Origin of the sequence: Sphaerisporangium album (assembly GCF_003323745.1) — a bacterium.
Taxonomy (GTDB): domain Bacteria; phylum Actinomycetota; class Actinomycetes; order Streptosporangiales; family Streptosporangiaceae; genus Sphaerisporangium; species Sphaerisporangium album.
This window is the reverse complement of sequence record NZ_QOIL01000039.1, coordinates 11715-33855: the sequence shown is the minus strand read 5'-3', so window position 1 is coordinate 33855 and position 22141 is coordinate 11715. Positions and strand designations below refer to the sequence as shown.

The window sequence follows — 22141 nt, the reverse complement described above, 5'->3', positions numbered from 1 at the left end:
TGGCCGCTCAGCGCCGAGAACGCGCCCGCATCCGCAGCGAGAAACGCATCCGCTGGGGCGGCCGACCCCTGTCACCCGCCGCCTGACCAAGACCCAACCCGGTGATCGTTTCCGGTCACAGCACTAGGTGCCAGCCATGGCCGACTGTCTATCCGCTTTCCGCACGCGACCGTTTCAACGTGCCGGACCTGTGCCTGGCGCGGCGCCGCGACCGGTCGGTCAGTCGGTCACAGCTGCTATACCCGCGCGCGGGCGGCAGCGCCCCGTGCGTAAGGGTGAACGGTCTGGGCTCGACTTACCGGTGGTATCACGCGCCCACTTATCGGGATCCATGGCACCAAAACGACGCATTGTCGGCGTTGCGCAGCGTGAGGTCATAGCCTCTTGCCGCAAACAATTGCGCATTCTCGGAATAGGCTGTATTTTCTTACGTCAGGCCATGATGGGGAAGGTGCGAGGATGGCGACACAGATTCGAACGCTGTTGATCGACGATCTGGATGGCGGCGAGGCGGATGTGACCGTTTCTTTCGCCATTGACGGTACCGCCTATGAAATCGACTTGAACCACAAGAACGCTCAGCAGTTGCGGGATGTGCTATCGAAGTTCGTCGCCGGCGCGCGTCCGGCGCAAAGCGCCCCCCGCAGGTCTGGGCGCGGACGCGGTCGCCAGGGAGTCATGACCCGCAACAGGAGTGCGGACATCAGAGCCTGGGCCAAAACGCATGGCATTTCGGTGAGCGAACGAGGTCGCGTCGCATCGACGGTGGTGGAGCAATACGAAGCAGCCCACTAGCGAGTGGCTGGCGATCCTCATGCCATCGGGCGCCCCGTAACGGTATTTCCTCAAGTGATGCGGCGATCGTGTTCCGCGCCCTGCATCGCGCGCGCCCAGGGATCGGCGCGGCTGTTCGGTTGTCCTCTACGGGGCCGGGGTCGCGCCGGACCGTTGGGCCCTGTCCGGTCAGGATAGCTGCACACGTGGTCATTGCGCGTGTATGTAGACCTCGTTGAAGACCTCGGCGAGTTTGGTGAGGTCCTGGGTCACGCCCTTCTCGGGGTCGCTGGCGTCGAAGGTGATCGCCAGGCGGCCGAGTGCCTTGCGGGCCTGGAGAGCCGTCCATGTGGTGTTGGTCATCAGGCCCTGGTCGAGAATGCGCCAGATAGCGCCATTCCAGCTCTGGCGGTGACCCCAGAGCATGACGCTCTGCACGCCCGCCTGCAACGGCAGGTCCACGCGCAGCTTGGCCGCGGCCTCCGCCTGGGCGGAGCTGAGGGCGCTCGCGCCGCTGTGGGCCAGGCCCACCTCCCGGGCGCCGATGTGGACGCGGGTGTCCCAGCCGCGGGCCCGCACCGTGATCCACTGGTTGCGCAGCGCCTTGTCCGGGGTGACCTTCCACTTGGAGTACTCGCTGGCGAACAGGCCGCTGGACAGGTTGACGTGGTCGACGTCGCCGGTGAGCACGTACTTCTCCACGTTGGCCCGGGTGATCAGCGGGTACTTCGTCCGCAGCGCCGCCTGGCACGGCTCGGAAGCGCCGCAGCCCATCTCGGGGACCACCACGTCGACGGCGAGCTGCTTGCCCGCCGGCATCGCCGCGCGCAGGGCGGTAGAGGCGTCCTTGACGAACTTGCGCACATCGTTCGCGTTCTTGAAGCCCCAGTAGCCGAGGTCCTGGGCGAACTTCACGCCCACGACGCCGGGCCTGCTCGCCTGCGCGGCCATCGAGGCGACCGCGGCGTCGAACTGGTCCTTGCCCGCGGTCCACGCCGGGGCCAGCTCGCCCTCGATCCACACCCGCATGCCCAGCTTCACGGCCGCCGCGGCGGCCTGGCCGGTCGCGTCGTCCGGAGGCGTCAGCACCTGCCTGTTCGGCGTGGTCTGCTGCTTGGGAGCCGGGGCCGTCGAGGCGGTCGGCTCAGGGTCGGCGGGCGTGGTCGGCTGCGTCTGCTCGGGCTGCTCGGTCTGCTGCGCCTGCGGCTCGGTCTGCTGCTGGGTCCGCTGCTGGTCGACCTGCTGCTCCTGAGGAGCCTGCTGGTCCTGCTGGTCGACCTGCGGCTGGGTCTGCTGGTCGGGCCGGCCGGCGTCCGGCGTGGCGAGCTGCCCGGAGCCGTCCGGCTGGGCCGAGGCGTCAGGCGCCTGGCTGGCGTCGAGCGGGCCCGCGCTCGGGTCGCTGCCGGTCTGCGCGCCGCCGGTGGCCGCCGGCGTGGGCGTGCCGTCCGCCTCTCCCGAGGTCGTGGAGCCGTTGCCGCGCGTGCAGTCGAACTCACCGCCCAGGCAGGCCTTGGCGGGCGGGTTCGTGGGCTTGCCCTCGGTGTCCTTACAGGTGTACTTGCCGGCGCTGTGGTCGTACTTGCACAGCACCTGGTCCTTGTCGGCGCAGCCCTGCATGCCGGGGCCCTTGTTGTTCTTGTCCTTGCAGAACAGGACGGGACCGGGGAAGGGCACGGCCTCCTTGAGCCGCTGGCCGTCGTTGAAGTTCCAGTAGTTCAGAACCCTCAGCGCGTCGGTCGGGGTCTCCGCCATCCACGAGCAGTACATGAACTCGGGGGTTCCGCTGCCGAGGATGTCATCGCACTGGTTGTTCACACCCTGGGGCTGGGCCGGATCCGCGAGGGCCATGCCCGTAGGTATGCCTATGGTCAGCGTGAACAGCACCGCTATGAGCGCGATGATCCATTCGCGTCTGCGAAGTCGGGGCATACGCCGGCTCTCCTCGGGACTAAAGGGGCTTAGGGCACGGCCTCTTTTAGCAGATGGTCACCTGGACGCTGCCCAAACCATCATGGGTGCTCCTGTCCATCGACTCGCTGGTCACGTGCAGGCGCTGATACTCCTCATCCGACGAGCGCCCATCGATCATGCGCAGCGGACGGCGAGTACAGGTCCGCGGCCTGATCGGCTGCGCTCGCTCCGTCCTGGTGAACGGGTGAGCAGGTTAGGGCGGCCGCCACTGCGTCACCAGCAAGGCCGACAGATCTGTTACCGATTTGTGATGTCAGCGCGGACGGAACGTGAGCACACTGGCGTGAACCCGCATGGTCAGCGAAGGCGGATGCGGCGGTAGGACCGGTGGGGTGGGACGCGTGGGCCGGGGGCCCGCCGTTCACGAACTCCATGTCGTGCAGGTCCATCGAGACCACCAGCGGGGCGCCTTGGTCCACGGTGGCGCAGCCTCCAGGTTGCGGTAGCGCGCCGGAGCCGGCAATGCGGCCACCGTCCCGGTTGGCCCAGCGAATCTTGCCAGCCAGGACGGCGCCGTGGTGGCCGGCCTGTATTTCGCTGGCGTACTCGAGCGGCCAGCTGTCGCCGTCCCAGTACAGGCTGCGGGGGGCGAAGATCCGTCCGTCGCCGGGTCTCCTGGCTTTCGAAGGCCGGCCGCGGCAGGGCTGGCGTCGACCAGCTGCGGGGAGGGTCGATGGCGGCGGGCAGCTCTTCCTCGGGCATGGCGTCTCCTTGCGCGGCGAGCGATGTCGGTGCGCATGCGCGCCACGCTCGCGTGGCTGGAACGCGGTGAACGGGTGCCGCCACCGATGAAGGCCCCAATCGCCGTCAGCACGCCGTACCCCACGGGCAGCTGGAACAGCTGCGTTCCTGGGCTGAGCGCCTGGCCGACCAGACCCGCGCCGACGCGCTCATGCTCATGGCGCTGGGCTTCGGCTGCGGGCTGGGCCCCGGCGAAATGGCCGCCCGTCCGAGGGCGACACCTGCGAGGCCTGGAATCGGGGGCCGTCGTGGCTACCGTCCCCGGTGCAAGTAGGTTGATCGTCTGACGCGCCGCCTGGGAGCAGACGCTGTCTGAGACTGCGGCGACCGCCGGGGACGCCTTTCTCTTCCGGCCCGGTCACACTGCGGCCTTTGGGAGGAATCTGTTCAGCTCCTGGACGGCCCGGCATCCCCGACCGGCGGTCTGTCGGCTCTGTGGGTACGTCGGCTGCGGTCTTCCTGGATCGTGGAGTTGCCGAGCGCCCGCATCGACGTCGCGGTGGTGGCCGCGGCGGCCGGGATGAGCGGGTCGGCGTTGGCCCGCTACCAGCATTTCGTGCCCGCGTTAGACGAACAGACCGCGTCCGCGCTGCTGCGCGGACGCGTGCCTGGTGCTTACAGTCGGAGTGCGCCCTTTCAACAGGGGCGTTTACCAGGCGAACGATTCCGGCGCCGGCCCTGGACCGGGGAAGATGCGGTCGAGCTCGTGCAGGACCGCTGTCTCCAGTTTCATGTCCAGGGCGCGCAGCGCCGAGGTCAGATGCTCGACGGTCCGCGGCCCGATGATTGGGGCGGTGATCTCCGGGCGGCTCAGCACCCAGGCCAACGCCACTTCAGCGGGCGCCAGACTGTGAGCGGTGCATAGGTCTTCATATGCCTGCACCTGGTCGCGCAATCGCGGCAGGGAGTTCATCGCGCGGCCCGTACGGCGGCGCCCGCCCGGGTCGGCGTCCGTGGCCAAGATGCCGCCCAGCATGCCCCCGTGCAGTGGCGACCACGCCAGAACACCCAGGCCGTAGTTGCGCGCCGCAGGGATCACTTCTTGTTCGGCGGTGCGTTCGGCGAGGTTGTACAGGCACTGCTCGCTGGCAAGCCCCAACCTATGGCGCCGCAGAGCGCTTTCCTGGCCCTGGGCGATGTGCCATCCGGCGTGGTTGGAGGATCCAACATAGATGACCTTGCCCTGGGCCACCAGGATGTCCATGGCTTGCCATATCTCTTGCCACGGAGTACAGCGGTCGACGTGGTGCATCTGATACAGGTCGATGTGGTCGGTGCGTAGGCGCCGCAGGCTGTCTTCGGCCGCCTTGCGGATGTGACGAGCCGATAGCCGTCCGTCGTTGGGCCAGTCACTGAAGTCGCCGAACACCTTGGTGGCCACCATAAGTTTCTCGCGTCGTCCGCTGCCGAGTGCCAGCCACCGGCCGATGATTTCCTCGCTGGTGCCCCGGCCGTACTTGTTGGCGGTGTCCACGACGTTGATACCCGCCTCGAGCGCGGTGTCCAGGATCATGTGGCTGTCGTGCTCGTTTGTCACCTTCCCGAAGTTCCAGGCGCCCAGCACCAGGGAGGAGATGCGAAGCCCGGTATGGCCCAGCTGCGTGTACTGCATGTGTTTCGCCGATCAGTCGTTGTGTCGATGGGAAGGACGCGGCCGGTTGTGCCGCGCGGGGTTGTCTGCCGGGCACGGCCTTGTGCTGTCTGCGTCCGGCTGAGGTGCTGGAGGTCGGCCAGGGCCGGGCGCGGTTCAGCCCTGGCTGGCCGATCTGTGGTGCGGGCGATCAGTCGAAGGCGGGTTTGCGGGTGCGGGTGCGCTTCAGCTCGAAGAAGCCGTCGGTGGCGGACAGCAGGCAGATGGCGTCCCAGAGCCGACCGGCGGCCTCACCACCTGGGATCGGGGTGAGGACCGGGCCGAAGAACGCCGCGCCCGCCACGGAGATGATCGGTGTGCCGACCTTGTCGCCGACCAGACCGATTCCTGCCTCGTGGCTGCGGCGCGCTGCGTCGTCGTAGTCGCTGGAGTCTCGGGCGCCTAGCAGATCGAGGGGCAGGCCAGCGGCCTGTAGCGCCTGGGTGTAGGTCGCGGTGTCGAGCGGCTTGTTGTCGCGGTGGAAGCGGGTGCCGAGTTCGGTGTACAGCTGTCCCAGCGTGGCGCTGGGGTCCTGTCCGGCGGTCTCGGCATGCTGGGCGGCGGCGGTCAGCAGCCGTAGCGCCTGCTGTGAGGAGTTCATGAGCTTTTGGTAGCGCGGGGTGTGCTCGCGGCCGGCGTTGAGGATCGGCAGGCTCATGACGTGCCAGCGGGCGGTGACGGGCCGGACTCGCTGGACTTCTACCAGCCACCGGGAGGTGATCCACGCCCATGGGCACACCGGGTCAAACCAGAGGTCGGCAACAGTCGGCTGTGTGGTGTCGGGGTCCACGTCGAGGTCCACGGGTCTCCTTCGTCGGTCAGGCATGACGTGAGGGGATGCCTCAGGGGGTGTCAGGCCGGGGTCGAGCCGCGGGCAGCGCCTCGTCGAACAACCGCTGCTCCAGGTCGGTGTCCCAGCGGGCCGGCTCGGGTAGTTCGTCGGCGCCGTAGAGGTCCAGAAAGTCCTCCGGAACGTTCGCCGAGGCCGCTACGCGCTGGAGCACGCTGCGGGGAAGGGGCGCCTGGTCGTACAGCCGGTGGGCGTTGCCCAGGGCGAAGTAGGCAGGCGCGCACAGCTGCAGGGCTTGGCACTCGGCGAGGAAGGCGTCCCAGTCGACCGCGGTGGCGCGCAGATAGGCCAGCACATCGACGTACTGCATGAGGCGCTGGAACCGGCCGCGCTGCACGTAGACCAGCGTGGTCGACTCCTCGTACAGGTGGATGCACAGGTCCAGCAGGAAATGGTGTGGTGTCATCATCGCCGCCGCCAGGGAAGGGGTAGCGCGCGCCGCCATGAACACCGCTTCGGTGTCCAGCTGCGGTGCGGCCGCGGAGACGACGGTGGAGGCGTCGATGATGAGCACGCGCAGCAGGGGGTCGCCGGTCGGCTTGAGCAGCCGGGGCAGCACCTCATCGGGTGCCGGGCGGGCGATGATGGTGCGCTTGTCGGCGGACAGGTCGCCGCTGCGGTATCCGAGCTCGCCCAGCGCCGCGACGAAGCGCTCTTCCTGGCCCGGCCGGATCAGCAGATCGATATCCGACATCGGGCGCACCCCGTGATCATGGTAGGTGTGCTCGATGAGCGCCGGCCCTCGCCGCAGGAGTACCTGGACGTCCGCCTGGTGCAGATGCGCGGCCACGCGCCGGAGCTCCTCACGCATCAGCCGGTTTCGGTGGACAGTGGCCGAGTACCAGGTCTCGTACAGGGCGTAGCCCCGAGGGAGCTTCCCGCCGGCGTCGCTCCAGGGACCGATGAGCATCTGCCAGCCGAGACCCATCAGACGGTGCCGGTACAGCTGGGTGGTCAGCCAGGACCAGTCCAGGTCGCGCTGGCGGGTCAGCAGATCAGGGGCGGGAGCGAAGGCATCAGCGCCTGCCCACCCGTACCGTCCCACGTTCAGCAAGAAGTCTCTTTCGTGAGAGCTTCCAGGCAATCCGATCACATCCTGTCGTTGGGTCGCATATGACGACGGGCAAACGCTGGCTGAAGCTGCCCGGCGGACGCGCCGGTCCGCCGGGGAGCGCCACCACGCCACGCTGCTTTTCGGTGGGCAGAAATGGGTCATTTTCGGTTCTGTGTGCGGTTGACGTGGTGGAAAGGCGACCCGTAATGGGCCGGTCTGCCGTGTTCATCAATTTGTTTCCCGAACGTTTCATCATGGACGATATGGTATGCGCATCTCCTTTCAAGAGGTGATTCGGGTACCGCTCCGCTGGCTTTTTACGTTGAATGGCATGGCGACTGCTGGCGCGTATCGATTCGGAGCCGGATATCGCGCGCTTTGGTGATCTTGCTGCTCAGGTTGGGGTTTTCACTGCCGCGGACTGGTCGTCGACTGGATCTCCGCTCCTTCTCGCTGATCCCCTTGCATATTCGCCGATTCTGCGGTTACGTACTCAACGACCGGAGGGTGCCCTCTGGGAAATCTCGGACGACCAGCTTTGGGGGGCCGGGTTCACTGAAGGCGGACCGCCCATCAGGTGCGCCACGAGAAAACCGCAAGAATGATCGTGGCGCGTATGCGAGCAAGGAGAGGCATGCGGATTTCCGAGCAGCACATCGACCACCTGAACGAAAAAGGCTATGTCCTGGTGGATGATTTCCTGACCCTGAGCGAGCTGGCCGAGTGCCAAGCGGCGACCGCCCGGTACTTCCCCTCCGGGCTGGAGATTCTGGCCACCCCGCAGCGGTATGCGCACCTGGAGAAGGTGGCGTCCTTTCCCTTCGCCTGTCAGGTGCTCAACGAGGTCAGCACGCACCCGCGGCTCATCGACTTCCTCGAGCGCGTGCACGGGACTACCGAGTTGCGGCTGGGGGAGTCGGCACTGCAGGCCAAGTACGGACCGGCCGTCGACGCTGGAGCCCACGACCAGTTCTTGCACGTTGACACCTGGGGGAAGAAGTCCCTGCTCTACCCTCGCGATGACGGTCCGTTCCGGCAGACCTTCATGATCATCTACTATTCGGACGTCACCGCGGACCTCGGCCCGACCTGCGTGGTGTCTAAGGAGCACACCCGCGACCTGGCCCTGCTGACGGCTGACCGGCACACCTTCCGGCGGCCGGAGGACTACCCGCAGCTGTATCAGCACGAGCAGCCGATCTTGGCTCGCGCGGGGTCGGTGCTCATCTTCAGCGCCGCAACTCTGCACCGTGGCACTGCGGTTACGACCCCGGCCGGCGTGCGATATGCGCACTTCATCACCTACCACGCGGCGGCGGCCACCTGGCTGCAGTCGCTGGCCTGGCCTTCGGGAGACCGGCCGCACCCCGACTCCGCCGCGCTGCAGCGCTTCCTGGAAACCGGCACGGCCCGCCAGCGTGAGATGCTCGGCTTTCCCGCTCCCGGTCACCCCTACTGGAACGCGGCCACTCTGCAAGGGGTGAGCGAGCGCTACCCCGGCATGGACATGACCCCCTACGCCGAGCACCTCGAGCGGCGCGCGGGCTAGCGGTGAAGCCCGCCCCCGGCCTGCGGCTGCGGCGAGAGCGGCATCAGGCCGGGGCGCAGACCCCGCATGGGAGCGCACCAGAGGGCGCCGGGCGCCGGTAGTGCTGAACGCGGAGCTCGCCATCGGATCCTCCGATTCTCGCGACGCGAGTCATACCGCCGCGACAGCCGCAGGATACGTGCCAGGAGCAGTCCATGCACGAGTTTGGCAATTTGCCGCACACGTGCTTGACGGGGAGCTGATCGATGGCGCACGCTTCTGCTGATCGCGCTCCGGTCTTCCCGGAGCGCCCCGCTGCATGACGCTCCAGCACCGTATGCCCCGTCTCGACGACTGCGGCGAATGCTGCGGCCGCCCCCATGCGACCCCCCGAGGGGTGATCCGTCTGTTACACAGCGAGATCAATGCGATCCAGGCCCGTGAGATCGTCCTGGGCCCGCCGTACGACCTGTCGGCAAAGACCATGGCCGACCCGTTGCGGCTGGTCTTCCTGCTGCCCTATGGCCACGAGTTCTCCCTGCTGTGCATGGGACCACTGGCTCTGTACGACTTGATCAACCGTAGCCCGGACGTTCCCGCCGCCGCCGAGCGCGCCATCGTCTACGACTGCCTGCACCGCGAGGGAAATCGGCTGCTGACGCCGGACGGGCAGCCCTACCGCTCGATCGAAAGCGCCGTCCCGGTCGGTGACGCCGACATCCTGGGCGTGAGCATCACCCACGCCGGTGATCTCGTATCGCTGATCAAGCTGCTGGACCTGGCCGGAGTACCGCGGCGCAGCGCTGAGCGGCGCCACGGCATCCACCCGCTGGTAGTGGGCGGCAACGGCGGCTTCGCCAACCCCGAGGTCATGGCCGACTACCTCGATGTCGTCGCCCTGGGCGAGGGGGAGCGGTCGGTCATCGAGCTGACGCGCATCCTGCACGCCAACCGGGGAGCCGATCGCCACAGCGTGCTGGAGCAACTGGCTCAGGTGCCGGGCCTGTACGTGCCCGGCCTGTATGACTGTGATTTCGCGCCAGGCGGGGGAGTGAAGGCGATCCGGCCCCGCACCCCGGCCGCTCCCGAACACGTCACGCCGCAGTACCTGAAAGTCACCGACCTGCACCCGGCTCATTTCGTCGCGCCCATCAGCGACGGCCAGCGCGGCATGATGATTCCGACACTCGGATGCCGGCACACCTGCAACTTCTGCACGCTGGGCGTGCCCGACTTCCGCCAGGCTCCGTTGCAGATCTTGCAGGAGTACCTGGAACTGCTGGAGCGCCACCACATCACCCAGGTCGTGGTCAGCTCGCCCACCTTCACCCAGTACAAGCATCACTGCGAACTGCTGGAGCTGCTGGGGCAGTTCGCACAGCGCACCGGCGGCCAGGTGAGCACCATCATCGGCTCAGTTCGCGCCGACGAGCTGACCCCGCGCTACCTGGACGCCGTGGCCAAGGTCGGGGACTACGGCCACCTGTTCACCGAGCTGCAGCTGTCCGGCACGCCGCGAGGCATCGTGACGATCGCCCCGGAATTCGCCCGCGACGATCTGGTGAAGACTTTCGGCAAGACGATGACCCGCCAGCGGGTGAACAAGGCGCTGGACCTGCTGGCCGCTCACCCCCACGTCGGCCATATCATGCTGTACTTCATCGTCGGCGCACCCGGCGAGCACGAAGACGACCGGCTGTCGATCGCCGACTACGCCGTGGAGGTGTTCGAGCGGCTGGGGCGCAGCGACGGCACGGTCATCGTGAAGCTGCAGCAGTTCATGCCCAAACCCGGCACGCCCAGCCAGCGGTTGTCGATGGCAGACCCTGGCCTCATCGACGGCTACGTCGAGCAGATCCGCCGGCGCTTGCGCGCCTTGGTCGGCCAGCAGGCCTACCAGAAGCATTACCGGGTGCTATGGGGGGAATCCAGCCGCCTGTACCTGGAAAGCGTGTGCCTGCGCGGTGACCGCCGGATCGGGCCCGTGCTGGAAGAACTGCACGATTCCGGCGCGGACCTGAGCCAACTGTCGGGCGACCAGCTGCGGGAGGCGTTGAGCGCCCACGGCCTGCAACACGAGCGGTTCCTGCGGGCCTTCTCGATGGAGGAGACCCTGCCATGGGCGGTGGTCGACACCGTCGACTTCGGAAAACAGGCCCGGCTGCTTGCCGAGTTGGAGCGCCGTGCGAACCGGTCGCCGCTACCGGAGTCGTGCGCATGACGGCCGCCTCTTCTCCGGTTCGGGGGGTGTTCATCGTGCTGGAAGGCGCCGACGGCTCCGGCAAAACCGCCCTGGCCGCCGAGGTGATGGATCAGCTACGCCGCAGCGGCCACCGGGTGCGCGCCACCCGCCGCGCCGATCCGGACGGGCCCGCCGAACACGCGGCGCTGATCCGGGCCGTCGGCCAGATGTTCGCCCGCGCCGGTGACCAGGGCACCGGATTTGATCTGCTGAGCCTGGCCGCGGCCGCGCAGTATGCCGCGATCGTGCACGGACAGGTGCTGCCCGCCGTGCGCCGCGGGGAGATCGTTATCGCCGACAGTTGGTGGGCCAAGACCTGGGTGCGCCTGTCGATCGAGGCGTCCTACCGCGCTCCGCAGGCGAGCCCCGGCCAGGTGGGGTTGCTGCGCTCCTGGCAGCAGGCCCTGTGGCCGTGCCCGCCGCTGTCGCCCATCCCGGCGCTGACCGTCCTGATCGACGCCCCCCAAGCCGACCGGATGCACTGGTACGAAGCGGCCGGGCGGCGTGAGCCGGTCTACGACGCCTGCGGTGCTAGCACCCGTAATCCGGCCGCGTTCGCCCACCTGACCAGTGCGATCGCTGACCTGCTGCGACAGGCCGCTGACCAGCAGGGCTGGCCGATCATCGCCAACGGGCGCCATCTGGGCCTACAGGACGTGGCCGCCGATGTCATCGCCGCCGTCACCGCTCAGCCTCTGTGGGCCACGCATCGCGGGAGCACCGCGTGCAGTTGTGCCTGAACCGCGTCACCCTGCCGCCGGACACGCCCGTCTCCGAGTTCCTGCGCGCCGCCCACGCCGCCGGGTTCGGCTGCGTGGAACTGTCGGCGCGCCGTCTGGCCGAGGCCTGGGAAACCGACACGACGGTCCGGGACCTGCTCGGGCCCGCCGGCCTCGTCCCGATCCACGGCGGCTGGTCGATCCGCTCCCATTGGGACGAGGCGAGGTTCACCGCCGCCTTGCCCACGGTGGCGGCCGAGATGCGGCTGTCGGCGCAGTTGGGCGGCCGCAGCGGCGCCCTGATCCTGCCGCGTACCGGCATCACCGCCGCCGTCGTGCCGCCGCGCAACGTGCTCATCACGCGGATCCGCCAGGTATGCGACCAGGCGGCTGACTACGGCCTAAACGTCGTGCTGGAATTCATCGGCCTGCGCCCTGCGGCTCCACCCGCGACGGGTGAGGCCCGCACCCTCGGCGAGGCGCTGGCACTCGTGGCCGACGTCGCCCGTCCCAACGCCGGCGTCCTGATCGACACCTTCCACTGGCACGCCTCCGGCGGCACCGTCGAGGGCCTGGCCGCCGTCCCGGACGGTATGCCGGTGGTCATCCACCTCAACGACGCACCGCCCGTGCCCCGCGCCGCGCTGGACGACGACATGCGGCTGCTGCCCGGGCACGGCGTCATCGACCTGGACGGCCTGGTGCGTGCGCTTCAGCGCCGCCGGTATGCAGGCCCGATGTCGGTGGAGCTGAAAAGCCCCGACCTGCACGCCCTGAGCCCGCGCCAAGCCGCCGGCCAGGCGTTCACTGCCGCCGCCGGCCTGCTGCGGCGCGCCGGCGTCGACCCGAGGATCCCACCCCCTGCGGAGCGCCCATGATCATCCCGCGACCCGGCACTCCCGCTCGGCCGCCTACCCGCATCGGTGTGCTCGGCTGTGGACTGATCGGAAAGCAACACCTGCGCGCCTGGCAGTCCGTCGCCCAGGCCACCCCGGGCACGGTGGAGATCACCGCGGTGGGGGATGCAAACCTTTCGGCGGCCCGCGCATGCGCCGATCAGGTCGCCTCCTGGCAGCCTCGCCGTCCCCGGGTGCTGTCCCGTGTCGATCAGCTGCTGGATCCCGCCGTGATCGACGGCGTTGACGTGTGCCTGCCCGTTGCCGATCACCAGCCGGTGGCCTGCACCGCCGCCCAGCGCGGCATCCATGTGCTGGTGGAAAAACCGCTCGCGGTCACGATCGCCGCAGGCCGCGCCATGATGACCGCGGCCCGCCAGGCAGGGGTCGTGCTGTCGCTGGCGGAAAACCACCGCCGCACCCTGACCATCCGCACCGCCGCCTGGCTGCTGCGGCGCGGCATCATCGGCACCCCGGAACTCCTGCACGCCCAGCGCAGCCGGTATGAACCGCCCGCCGACGACCGCCGCTGGCAGTGGCGAGCCGGCCGCGCCCACGGCGGCGGCGGGTGGGCCATCGACAACGCCGCCCACCTGCTGGACACCCTCATCTACCTGTTCGGGCCCATCGACGCCGTCACCGCCACCGCCAAACGCGTCCAGGAGCGGCGCCTGGCCCGCGACGGCACCTGGGTGGTCGACGAACGCGAAGACGTCCTGGCCGCCCTGCTGACCTTCGCCAACGGCATGACCGGCATGTTCTCGGTCACCTCTGCCCTGCCCGGCAACGAGCGGTTTCTGTTTTCCATCCAAGGCACCGACGGTGCGATCGTCGACGATGGCGGGCAGTTGTTTCACGCGCCGCTGCCCAGCGCGCAGATCCACACCCGCAACGGCCGCAACGGCCGGATCGAGGACTTCCACCAGGCCTTCCTCAACAGCCTGTCCCCCCAGCAGACCCAGCGCCTGTTCCCCTACGGACTGCGCGAGGATTTCCCGATCGAGTGCGCCGAGTTCCTCCGTGCCATCCGCGACCAGGTCGGCGTCGAGATTACCGCCGAGGCCGCCTTGCAGACCCTGGCCACCTCGCTGGCGTTCTACGAATCAGCCGCATCGGGGGGCCACACCGTCCGCGTCCCCGACGTGCTGTCGGGCGCTCTTCACACCTACCAGGACACCGTCACCGCCGCCGACGCGCTTTCGGGCTGCGACTTCCGCGACCACCGCACCCGCTGGCCCGCCCCCGGCACGCAGACCATCGCATGAGTAATCTGACCTGGCCCCGCGAACCGGCGCTCGGCGGCTGGTACACCGGCGAAGAACAGGCCGTCGCCGCCCAGGTGATCGCCGAGTCGGCCGACTGGCGGACCGGGTTTCGCGCCAGGGCCTGCGAGCGGCAGTTCGAGGCCGCCTTCACCGCCTACATCGGGACCAGCCACGCCGTGGCCACCAGCAGCGGCGGCGCCGCCTTGGACATGGTGCTGGAATCGCTCGATCTGGAGCCCGGCGACGAGGTCATCTCATGCGCGATCAATTTCGTCGGCACGCACGTGAGCGTGCTGCGCCACGGCGGCCGGCTGATCCTTTGCGAGCCCGACCCTGTCACTCTCAACATCGACCCCGCCGACGTCGAACACCGCATCAGTCCCCGCACCCGGGCCATCGTGGCCACGCACATGAACGGCATGCCCGCCGACATCGGCGCCCTACTGGAGGTCGCACGACGTCACCCTCACCCCCGGCACGGGCCTCCGCAGGTCATCGGGGACGCGGCCCGGGCCTGCGGCGCCATTCACCACGGGGCACGCGTCGGCACCGCGGCGTGGGCGTCCATTTTCAGCTTCCAGAGCAAGAAGCCGATGACGACCCTGGGCAACGGCGGCATGGTCGTCACCGACGACGCGCTGCTGGCGTCGCGGATCAGGCGCTTGCGATCCTTCGGCAAGAACCAGGAGCTGGGCGCCAACCGCAAGATGGGCAAAGTCGAAGCCGCCGTCGGCCTGGTCCAGCTGCGCCGACTGGATGAGATGAACGCCGCCCGCGTTGCCCTGGCCCGCGCCCGCACGACCATCTTGCGCACGCTAGACGGCCTGATCGTGCCGGTCGAACCCGACGGTCTTGAGCCCATCTACTACCGCTACAACGCCCTTGTGCCGCCACACTTGCGAGGTCACGGCCGCGACCGCGTGATCCAGACGCTGGAAGGCGAGTTCGGAGTGGGCTGCATCGTGGCCGACCCGCCCACCTACCGCACCCACCCGCTGATCGCCGCCCACGTCGCCGGACAGCGCTGCCCGGTGGCCGACGACGTCGCCGACCGATTGCTCTGCCCCTTCCTGCATCCCTTGCTGACGCCGGCCGACAACACCGCCATCGCCGAGGCCGTCATCGACGCGATCACACGCCTCAGCTGACCCCCATTGATCTCGGGAGCGCCCATGCCATACCCTGCCGCCGGCCCGCGTGCTGCGGCGCGCTATCCACACTTTCCCGACAAGTACGCCCAACCCGCTGTGATCGACCCGGACGAGCACGCGGCATACGTCCGCGCCCGCCACGGCGCCACCAGCCTGCACCACCTGCACGGCGTCGTCCTTGTCTACCAGGGCGCGCTGCTGCGCCACCTGCGCTCCACCGAAACTACCCAGACGCTGCAGGGCTGGGTATCGGGCGAACTGCACCTACTGGAGCGCACCAAGCGGCGCGTCGGTGTCTGCGGCGGGTTCGGGCTCGGCGCCCCGGCCGCCGCGATGGTCGCCGAGCAGCTGATCGCGCTCGGTGTGCGGTGCCTGATCACCGTTGGGACGGCCGGCGCCGTGGCCCCTGACATCGCGGTCGGTGAGGTGGTGGTCTGCCGGCAGGCGATCCGCGATGAGGGCCTGTCCCACCACTACCTTCCGCCCGGAACCTACGCTCATCCCTGCCGGTCTCTGACCGATCGGCTCGCCGCGGCCCTACACACCCACCACGTCACGGCTCGCTCCGGCGTCACCTGGACCATCGATGCCCCCTACCGGGAGACGGTCGCAGAGGTGCGCTACTACCAGCGCCACGGCGTGGCGACCGTGGACATGGAAGCCGCGGCGATCTTCGCCGTCGCCGAGTACCGGAAGGTGGCGGCGGCGGCCGCGTTCGCCATCTCCGACACCGTAGCCGACACGGCACGGCAACCGCGCCAGGCCTCTCCCGCCACCCAGCACGCCCTGCAGCAGCTGCTCGCCGCGGCCGTGACCACCCTCGACCAACCGGCACCCAATAGCCCCAGGCGCACCGGCCGGGACCGGCTCAGGAGAACACGACGATGACGCATCGGTGCACGCACATCCTGGAGTTCGGGCCGATGATGGTAACCAAACGCTTCCGCTCCTGGAACAAGGACGAGCCCCAGCGCGAATGGCGGACACTGCGGCTGCTGCACACCCATGCCCCTGGCTTGGCGCCCATGCCCGTGCGCGCCGACCTGAACCTCACCCCGCCCAGCCTGGTGATGTCCCGGTTGAACGCCGTACCGCTGCCCGCACCCCTCACCTCCCGGCAACTGGCGTCCTTGGCCGAGGCGATCTCAACCGCACACCGGGTGGTCCCTGCAGTCGACGTGGCTGCCTTACCCCTGCGCCTGTGGCACCCGGCCGAAACCCTTGCCCGGATCCGCGCCGACTGCGCGCGTCCGCTGCCGCAGGACCTGGATCGGCAGGTAGGCCAGGCCATCACCGCTGCGGCGTCGTGGGCGGCCGACCCGCGACTGGACACGCTCGCCGCCCCCCTGGAACGACCCGTGCTCGGCCACGGGGACGGCAACCTGGCGAACTTCCTACGGGACGCCGACGACCGCGTTCACCTCGTCGACTTCGAAGACTCCGGCCGTAGCGACCCCTGCTACGAACTGGCCGACCTGATCGAGCACCTCTCCTCCTGGATGGTCGGCGCACTGGACGTCACCACGTTGCTGGAGCATTTCGACCTGACCACCGAGGAGATTGCCCGCCTGCGACACTTCCGTCGCATGCTGGCCACCTGGTGGCTGCTGACGCTCCTGCCTGACCGGCCCCACCATGCCAGTAACCCGCCCGGCACCTTAGAACGTCAAGCGGCACGCCTGCTGGCGTTGCTGGCGTGACAGACCGGGCCTGCCAACCTCGCATGCTGGCGCTTCACCGCTTCAGATGCCGCCAGCGGCTGGCTGTGCACGCCCGCCCCGAGCCAATCGTCCCCTCTGGCCGTCACCTGCTTCACCTGCTGACCACCAAAGCACCGGTGTAACATCGGCGCTTCGCGGTCACGACCAGCGAAGGTATACGCGAACAGGAGTAGCCCGTGACCGGTCCATCGACCACCCACGCACTCGACATCGGTCCCGATACGGTGACCAAACGCTACCGATCATGGGAACACCAGCAGCCACAGCGCGAATGGCGCGCTTTGGAGCTGCTGGCGGTGCATGCGCCAGGCCTGGCACCCGCACCCGTGCGCGCCGAACTGGACGTCGTTCCCCCCACGATCATGATGTCCCGCCTGACCGGCGTACCGCTGGGCCTCACCGCCGTGACGACCGACCAGCTGGAGGCCATGGTCATCGCCATCACCACGGTGCAGGAAACGATCCCGCCGCATGTCGTGCGCGAGCTGCCACCGCGGCCGGGCGCCCCCGCTGAGATGCTCCAGCAAGTGCGCGCGCAGTACAGCCGCCAGCCGGACCTCGGCGGTGACCCGCTGGTGGTCAAAGCCTTCGACGCCGGAGCCGACTGGCTATTCGCTCCGGAGATCGAATCGCTCCTCACAAGCCCATCGCCGGCCGTGTTCGGGTCCGGCGACGGCAACCTCGGCAACTTTCTGTGGGGCACAGACGGCCGTGTGCACCTTGTCGACTTCGAATACGCCGGCCGCAGCGACCGCTGCCACGAGCTCGCGGAGATCGCCGAGCACATCTCCCTGTGGGCGACCCAAGCTCTCGACCCGGAGACGCTGCTGGCACGCTTCGATCTGGCCGCTGATGAGAGCCCTCGCCTGCGGCAACTTCGCCGCCTGATGGCGTGCTTTTGGTTCTTGCGGTTGCTGCCCGGCGGTTCGGCTCACTCTCGCAATCCGGTCGGCACTCTGCAACACCAAGCCGAGCGGTTCCTGATTCTCCTGCAGGACGGATAGGGGCAGGCGGATCGGCAAGCGGTCTCGCGCGGTGCGGGGCGTCAGACGGCGGCCGGGTAATCCAGCGGATCGACTTCTGCCCAGATCACTTTCCCGCCGGTGAGAACGGTGACGCCCAACCGGGCAGCGTGGCAGGCGGTGATGTACAGGCCGCGCCCGTTTTCGGCGTCGAAGTCCGGCAGGTCGTCGGGCACCTTCGGGATCGCGGGCACGACGGGAGAGTGGTCACGCACATCGATTCGGACATGGGTCGAATAGCAGCTCAGCGTGAGACAGAAGTACCGGTCGGGAGTGTGCTTGGCGTTGCTGCACAACTCAGTGACGATCGACAGGCAGGCATCGGTTACGCCGCTCATCTGCCAGCGTCTCAGCCAGATGTCCGCCGCATGCCGGATCACCTGGAGGGCGGCCGGGGCCGGAGTGAGGGTCTGCGCCCAGGAGAAGCGTCCAAGGGCTGCCTGGCACTGATCCGCTGTCCGGATGGCGTTCACTGCTCCTCCACACGGCACATAGGCGGGGGACGCCGCGTGCGCATCGGGGGCCGATGAGGCTGCTGTGCTTCACTTCACATACTCTCCCGTGCGATGGCACATCGTCAATCACATGCCTGGCAAATTGCCAAACTCGTGCATGGGATACTTCGACCGCGTACACGTACCATGTCACCGGCACTGCGGAACACGCCCGTGCGGGCGGTCACGAGGGGAGCAAGCAATGGCAGTCCCCAGTAGCCCGCTCACGGCGCGGCGCAAGCTCGGCGCGGAACTCCGCCGGCTCCGCGACCTGGCCGGTCTGACTGCTGACCAGGTCGGCGAGCAGATCGGTTGTCACGGCTCCAAGATCAGCCGTATCGAGACCGCGAAACGCACCTGCACCCTTTCCGACTTCCGCCGGCTCATGGAGCTGTACGAAGTCGACGACAAGCGCAGAGCGGAGCTGGAAGAACTCTGCAAGCACGGTCGCCAGAAGACCCCTCCATGGTGGCACGCCTACGGCGACGTGATCAGCGCCAACTACGCCGAATTCCTCGCCTACGAGGCCGATGCCGTCGAAAGCCGGGAGTACCAGACCGTCTTCTTGCCGGGGCTCCTGCAGACCGAGGATTACGCACGTGCCGTAACCGCGGTGGGATTCGCCGCCTTGGGCCCCGACCAAGTCGACAGCCTCGTCGAGGTGCGCATGGCACGCCAGCGACGCCTGCAGGAGGACGACCCCCTGTCCATCACCGCTGTGGTGACCCAGGCAGCCCTCCGATTCCGGGTGGGCGGCGCCGACGTGCAACGCGCCCAGCTGGATCATCTGCTCGCCATCTCCGCGCTCGACAACGTCTGCCTGCGCGTGATCCCATTCGAGCAGGGAGAGAACGGTACCTACACCGGGGCTTTCACCATCTTCTCCTTCCCCGACGAGGCCGACTCCGATGTCGGTTTCGCCGAGTCGGTCGCCGGCAGCACCTTCATGGACGACCCCCGTGACCTACGCCGCCTGAACCGGCTATTCGCCAACCTCTCGCGGGCCGCGCTGAGCGCGGAAGATAGTCTGAAGCTGATCGAGGACGCCAAGAAAGAGGTCGCCTGACATGGTCAACCCGGCCGACCTGCGCGCCGCCAACATCGATAACCTGATCTGGCGCAAGAGCAGCTTTACCGCCAACAACGGGCAGTGTGTCGAAGTCGCCGACATCCCCGGCCTCACCGCCGTGGCCATTCGAGACTCGAAAAACACCGGCCTTCCCGCTGCGCGGGTCTCCGTATCCGCATGGTCGGCCTTCCTCCGCGCGCTCGCTACTGAGCAACTCTCCGCTCATCACGCAGACCCCGCCCTCGACGGTCGCACGCTTCCGTCGAAGACGCAGCCGCTGGAGAAAGCCGAGCTGTATGCGGTGGATCTTTCCGATGTCACCTGGCTGGCCGCTCCGGGAAGCAACCCCGAAGATCGCGTCGAAATCTCCTACTTCGCCCTTGGCGCCGTAGCCCTGCGCGATCCCGCACACGCTGACCTGCGCTACACCGACAGGGAGTGGGACGCGTTCCGGCGAGGCGTTCTCGCCGACGAATTCGCCTGATCATCTAGAGGGTTCTCAGGCCTGTGGTGCCCGGCCGATCCGGCGACCCCGAGGAGCGTGCCGCGCGTCCCGGGCCGGCGGAACCGGCCGCCGCCCGAGCCCCGCACCGCCGGACGGGCCGGTGACCAGGACCAAGCGCCACCCGGCGACCGCGACGTCCCGGGTGGGCGGCCGCAGGCGGCCACGGCGCGCGGAGCCTTCCGGGCCGTGTCGCGGCGGTGCGTTTCGCTTGCCACAGGTATCGTCAGCTCAGCGCGGCGCGCGGCCTCCTCGACCTCCTGCTTGCGGCGGGCCTCAGCGCGCAGCTGCTCCTGCTGAAGGCGGATTCGCTCCGTCTCCAGCCGGTCGCGCTCCCGCTCGGGGCTCGGGGCTCGGGGCGAGCAGTCTCACGCCACCACCTCGCGAAACTGCGCCAACTCCACGCCGATGTAGAGCTCGCGGCGCTCCTTCGGGGTGGTGCCCCCGATGATCCCGGACGCGTCGTACGGCAGGAGCGAGGGGTCAGAGACCCGGTGTTTCTGGGCCTCGCCTGGGAGTGGAGTCCCGCTCCATCACGCCGTTCGAGACCCGCCTCGGCCGCGGCCACGTCATCCAGGGCACCGGCAGCCGCCGCGACAACACGGTGTGGCTGCTGAAGGAGGACCTGGAGTGGGGCACTACCGGATCCGGCCGCCGTTCCTCGGCTACGGGCCGTTCAAGCGTGTTTGGGCACGCGTCAGGAAGCTGTCAGCGGCTGGTCCGTCAGTCCGCCGAGCGAAGGCTTTGAGGTGGTCGGATCGCTCGCTCACGTAGCCTTCGCGGATGTATCTCGGGTCGGTCTGCGTGGCGGCGAGGCGTCCGAGTTCCGCTCAGCTCATTTTGTCAGTGGTGTCTGCCATGCTGCCGCTCGTGGGAGATCAGGATGGGGACGCCGGCCGACAGGAGCAATGGGCTCGGCTCCAGCGCGAGTTCGTCTCCAACCTCTCGAATCCGGGGCTGCGGCTGGAGAAGATGCGGCCGTCGTCCCTGGATCGCTGCTCGTGGCGGTGTTCGAACGAAGGGTGCCAGCATGAATGGCCGACAGCCTTGCAGTTCCGGACCCGGCGCAACGCGACAGGGTGCCCGGAATGCTGGAGAAAGCGGAACCGGGTGCCAGGGCCGGGTGAGTCTCTCGCTGACGTCAACCCAGCACTGGCCAAGCAATTCCAGAGGAACCTCAGCCGTCCAGAGCGGGGCCCGGATACCCTGCTGCCGCAGGCGCATGATTTGTGCGAGTGGGAGTGCGATCAGGGACATCTGAAACCAGCCATAGTCGCCAACCGCACCAACGGACGCGGGTGTCCGGACTGCAGCGGTCAGGGGCGTTCCCACTTCGAGTGCAAGGTAGCGGCACTCGTCGAAGCCGCGTCAGGGCTTGCCGTCGAATTGGACTATCGGTTGCGCCTGGAGGGGCGAAGAGAGGATCGCTTCGATCTCTTCCTGCCGGAGCTGGGCCTGCTCGTCGACTTGGATCCTGCATGGGGCCATGACGGGGCGGCCAGTATCGCGCGCGACACCGCGAAGACGGAAGCGGCCATGGCTGCGGGGCTCGATCTGATGCGGATTCGCGAGCGTGGGCTGCCCCCGCTGCCGGTCCCTGGTCTGATGCACTACGAGGCTGGGCGAGGACTTGATCCTGAGCAGTGGGCCGCCGTCCTCGGTGATGTGCTGCGCCGACGCGGCGCCTCATGGAGCGACCTCGACGCTACTCAAGTCCATGCGGCCCTGGAGAAAGCGTCACAGATGTGGCAGGACGTCGTGGCTGGGCCCAAAATCTCAGCGCTGGACGTTGCGCCTCATCTTGCGGACGAGTTCGTCGCCAACCGCACCAATCCAGGCAGAGGTCTCGATCGGATGTCGCCGGGATGTAATGACGAGTGCGCCTGGCGCTGCTCGAAGCCGGGCTGCGGCCATGAATGGGATATTTCTCTGGTGGCCAGGACGCGCTTGGGTCGGGGCTGCCAGGAATGCGGCCATCGCAAGACGGGGGCGGACAACAGTCGGCCTGGCCCGGGCGAATCGCTGGCTGAGGTGAATCCGAAACTGGCGGACCAGCTCGTTGAGGTCATCGACCACCCAGGATGGACCGCGTGGGACCTCCTGCCCAATTCGAACAAGTCGTGCATCTGGAGATGCCCGAATCCTGACTGTCGGCACGCGTGGCCAGCTCCTCCCGGGCGGCGGACGGGCCAGGGCAGCGGTTGTTCCGAATGTGGGCATAAGCGCACTGCCGCGGCGCGGGTCCGGCCGAAGCCCGGCCAGTCGCTGCAAGACCTGTTTCCGCAGATCGCGGCCGAACTGGTCGAGGCCGTCGGCCGTCCGGAACTAACGGCGGCGGATCTGCGTGTGAATTCCCGCCTGGACTGCGTGTGGCGGTGCGCGAAGGCAGTGTGTACTGGCTCGTGGCCAGCGACACCCGAGCAGCGGACGCGCCGTGGCGCGACCGGGAAGCGGTGCCCGAACTGTTACCCGCCCCGGAGTTCGGGAGCGAGGTGATCTTGTCGTGCCGGTC

The 22141-nt window shown here is 68.2% G+C and carries 18 protein-coding genes; 13 read left to right on the top strand and 5 right to left on the bottom strand.

Annotated features, from left to right (window positions below; genetic code table 11):
• Nucleotides 1-459 precede the first annotated feature (459 nt).
• On the top strand, nt 460-795 hold the full coding sequence (locus tag DQ384_RS39485; protein ID WP_114034012.1) for a histone-like nucleoid-structuring protein Lsr2: 336 nt from the start codon (nt 460-462) through the stop codon (nt 793-795).
• Nucleotides 796-984: 189 nt separating this feature from the next.
• Here the strand turns inward: DQ384_RS39485 and DQ384_RS39480 are convergent, their stop codons facing one another.
• The 4 genes from DQ384_RS39480 to DQ384_RS39465 form a co-directional block, all read right to left on the bottom strand.
• Nucleotides 985-2703: a hypothetical protein gene (locus DQ384_RS39480; protein ID WP_114034011.1), complete on the bottom strand. Its 1719-nt coding sequence runs from the start codon at nt 2701-2703 to the stop codon at nt 985-987.
• A 1432-nt stretch (nt 2704-4135) separates the two neighbouring features.
• Entirely contained in the window at nt 4136-5098 is a 963-nt protein-coding gene (locus DQ384_RS39475) for an aldo/keto reductase (protein WP_114034010.1), read from the bottom strand.
• A 169-nt stretch (nt 5099-5267) separates the two neighbouring features.
• A complete protein-coding gene (locus DQ384_RS39470) occupies nt 5268-5918 on the bottom strand; it encodes a DsbA family protein (RefSeq protein ID WP_245967093.1) in 651 nt (216 codons plus the stop codon).
• A gap of 40 nt (nt 5919-5958) precedes the next feature.
• A complete protein-coding gene (locus DQ384_RS39465) occupies nt 5959-7011 on the bottom strand; it encodes a nucleotidyltransferase family protein (RefSeq protein WP_245967094.1) in 1053 nt (350 codons plus the stop codon).
• A 643-nt stretch (nt 7012-7654) separates the two neighbouring features.
• Here DQ384_RS39465 and DQ384_RS39460 point away from each other — a divergent pair.
• The 9 genes from DQ384_RS39460 (at nt 7655) to DQ384_RS39420 (ending at nt 17546) form a co-directional block, all read left to right on the top strand.
• Nucleotides 7655-8569 carry a phytanoyl-CoA dioxygenase family protein gene (locus DQ384_RS39460; RefSeq protein ID WP_181871688.1) on the top strand — a complete coding sequence of 305 codons (915 nt, stop codon included), beginning with the start codon at nt 7655-7657 and terminating at the stop codon, nt 8567-8569.
• 376 nt (nt 8570-8945) lie between these two features.
• Entirely contained in the window at nt 8946-10769 is a 1824-nt protein-coding gene (locus DQ384_RS39455; RefSeq protein ID WP_220183386.1) for a B12-binding domain-containing radical SAM protein, read from the top strand.
• A 26-nt stretch (nt 10770-10795) separates the two neighbouring features.
• Complete coding sequence (locus DQ384_RS39450; protein WP_181871687.1) at nt 10796-11530, top strand: hypothetical protein; 735 nt, start codon at nt 10796-10798, stop codon at nt 11528-11530.
• Nucleotides 11515-12387 carry a sugar phosphate isomerase/epimerase family protein gene (locus DQ384_RS39445; RefSeq protein WP_181871686.1) on the top strand — a complete coding sequence of 291 codons (873 nt, stop codon included), beginning with the start codon at nt 11515-11517 and terminating at the stop codon, nt 12385-12387. The genes DQ384_RS39450 and DQ384_RS39445 overlap by 16 nt, the downstream gene beginning before the upstream one ends.
• A complete protein-coding gene (locus tag DQ384_RS39440; RefSeq protein ID WP_114034004.1) occupies nt 12384-13670 on the top strand; it encodes a Gfo/Idh/MocA family protein in 1287 nt (428 codons plus the stop codon). Before DQ384_RS39445 ends, DQ384_RS39440 begins: the two co-directional genes overlap by 4 nt.
• Nucleotides 13667-14818 (top strand): DegT/DnrJ/EryC1/StrS family aminotransferase, encoded by a 1152-nt coding sequence (locus DQ384_RS39435; RefSeq protein ID WP_114034003.1) that lies wholly within the window; start codon nt 13667-13669, stop codon nt 14816-14818. The genes DQ384_RS39440 and DQ384_RS39435 overlap by 4 nt, the downstream gene beginning before the upstream one ends.
• A 24-nt stretch (nt 14819-14842) precedes the next feature.
• A complete protein-coding gene (locus DQ384_RS39430; RefSeq protein ID WP_114034002.1) occupies nt 14843-15709 on the top strand; it encodes a nucleoside phosphorylase in 867 nt (288 codons plus the stop codon).
• Entirely contained in the window at nt 15706-16521 is an 816-nt protein-coding gene (locus tag DQ384_RS39425; RefSeq protein ID WP_114034001.1) for an aminoglycoside phosphotransferase family protein, read from the top strand. Before DQ384_RS39430 ends, DQ384_RS39425 begins: the two co-directional genes overlap by 4 nt.
• Before the next feature lie 197 nt (nt 16522-16718).
• The gene (locus DQ384_RS39420; protein ID WP_114034000.1) at nt 16719-17546 is read left to right on the top strand and encodes a phosphotransferase; all 828 of its coding nucleotides are present in this window, start codon (nt 16719-16721) and stop codon (nt 17544-17546) included.
• A gap of 41 nt (nt 17547-17587) precedes the next feature.
• On the opposite strand, the gene DQ384_RS39415 is transcribed toward DQ384_RS39420, so the two are convergent.
• Nucleotides 17588-18037 carry an ATP-binding protein gene (locus DQ384_RS39415; protein WP_114033999.1) on the bottom strand — a complete coding sequence of 150 codons (450 nt, stop codon included), beginning with the start codon at nt 18035-18037 and terminating at the stop codon, nt 17588-17590.
• 223 nt (nt 18038-18260) lie between these two features.
• Between DQ384_RS39415 and DQ384_RS39410 the strand changes: the two genes are divergently transcribed.
• The 3 genes from DQ384_RS39410 (at nt 18261) to DQ384_RS39395 (ending at nt 22125) form a co-directional block, all read left to right on the top strand.
• Nucleotides 18261-19124: a helix-turn-helix domain-containing protein gene (locus DQ384_RS39410; protein ID WP_114033998.1), complete on the top strand. Its 864-nt coding sequence runs from the start codon at nt 18261-18263 to the stop codon at nt 19122-19124.
• 1 nt (nt 19125) lies between these two features.
• The gene (locus DQ384_RS44035; protein ID WP_220183385.1) at nt 19126-19611 is read left to right on the top strand and encodes a DUF397 domain-containing protein; all 486 of its coding nucleotides are present in this window, start codon (nt 19126-19128) and stop codon (nt 19609-19611) included.
• 876 nt (nt 19612-20487) lie between these two features.
• Nucleotides 20488-22125: a zinc-ribbon domain-containing protein gene (locus tag DQ384_RS39395; protein ID WP_181871685.1), complete on the top strand. Its 1638-nt coding sequence runs from the start codon at nt 20488-20490 to the stop codon at nt 22123-22125.
• The last annotated feature ends 16 nt before the right edge of the window (nt 22126-22141 follow it).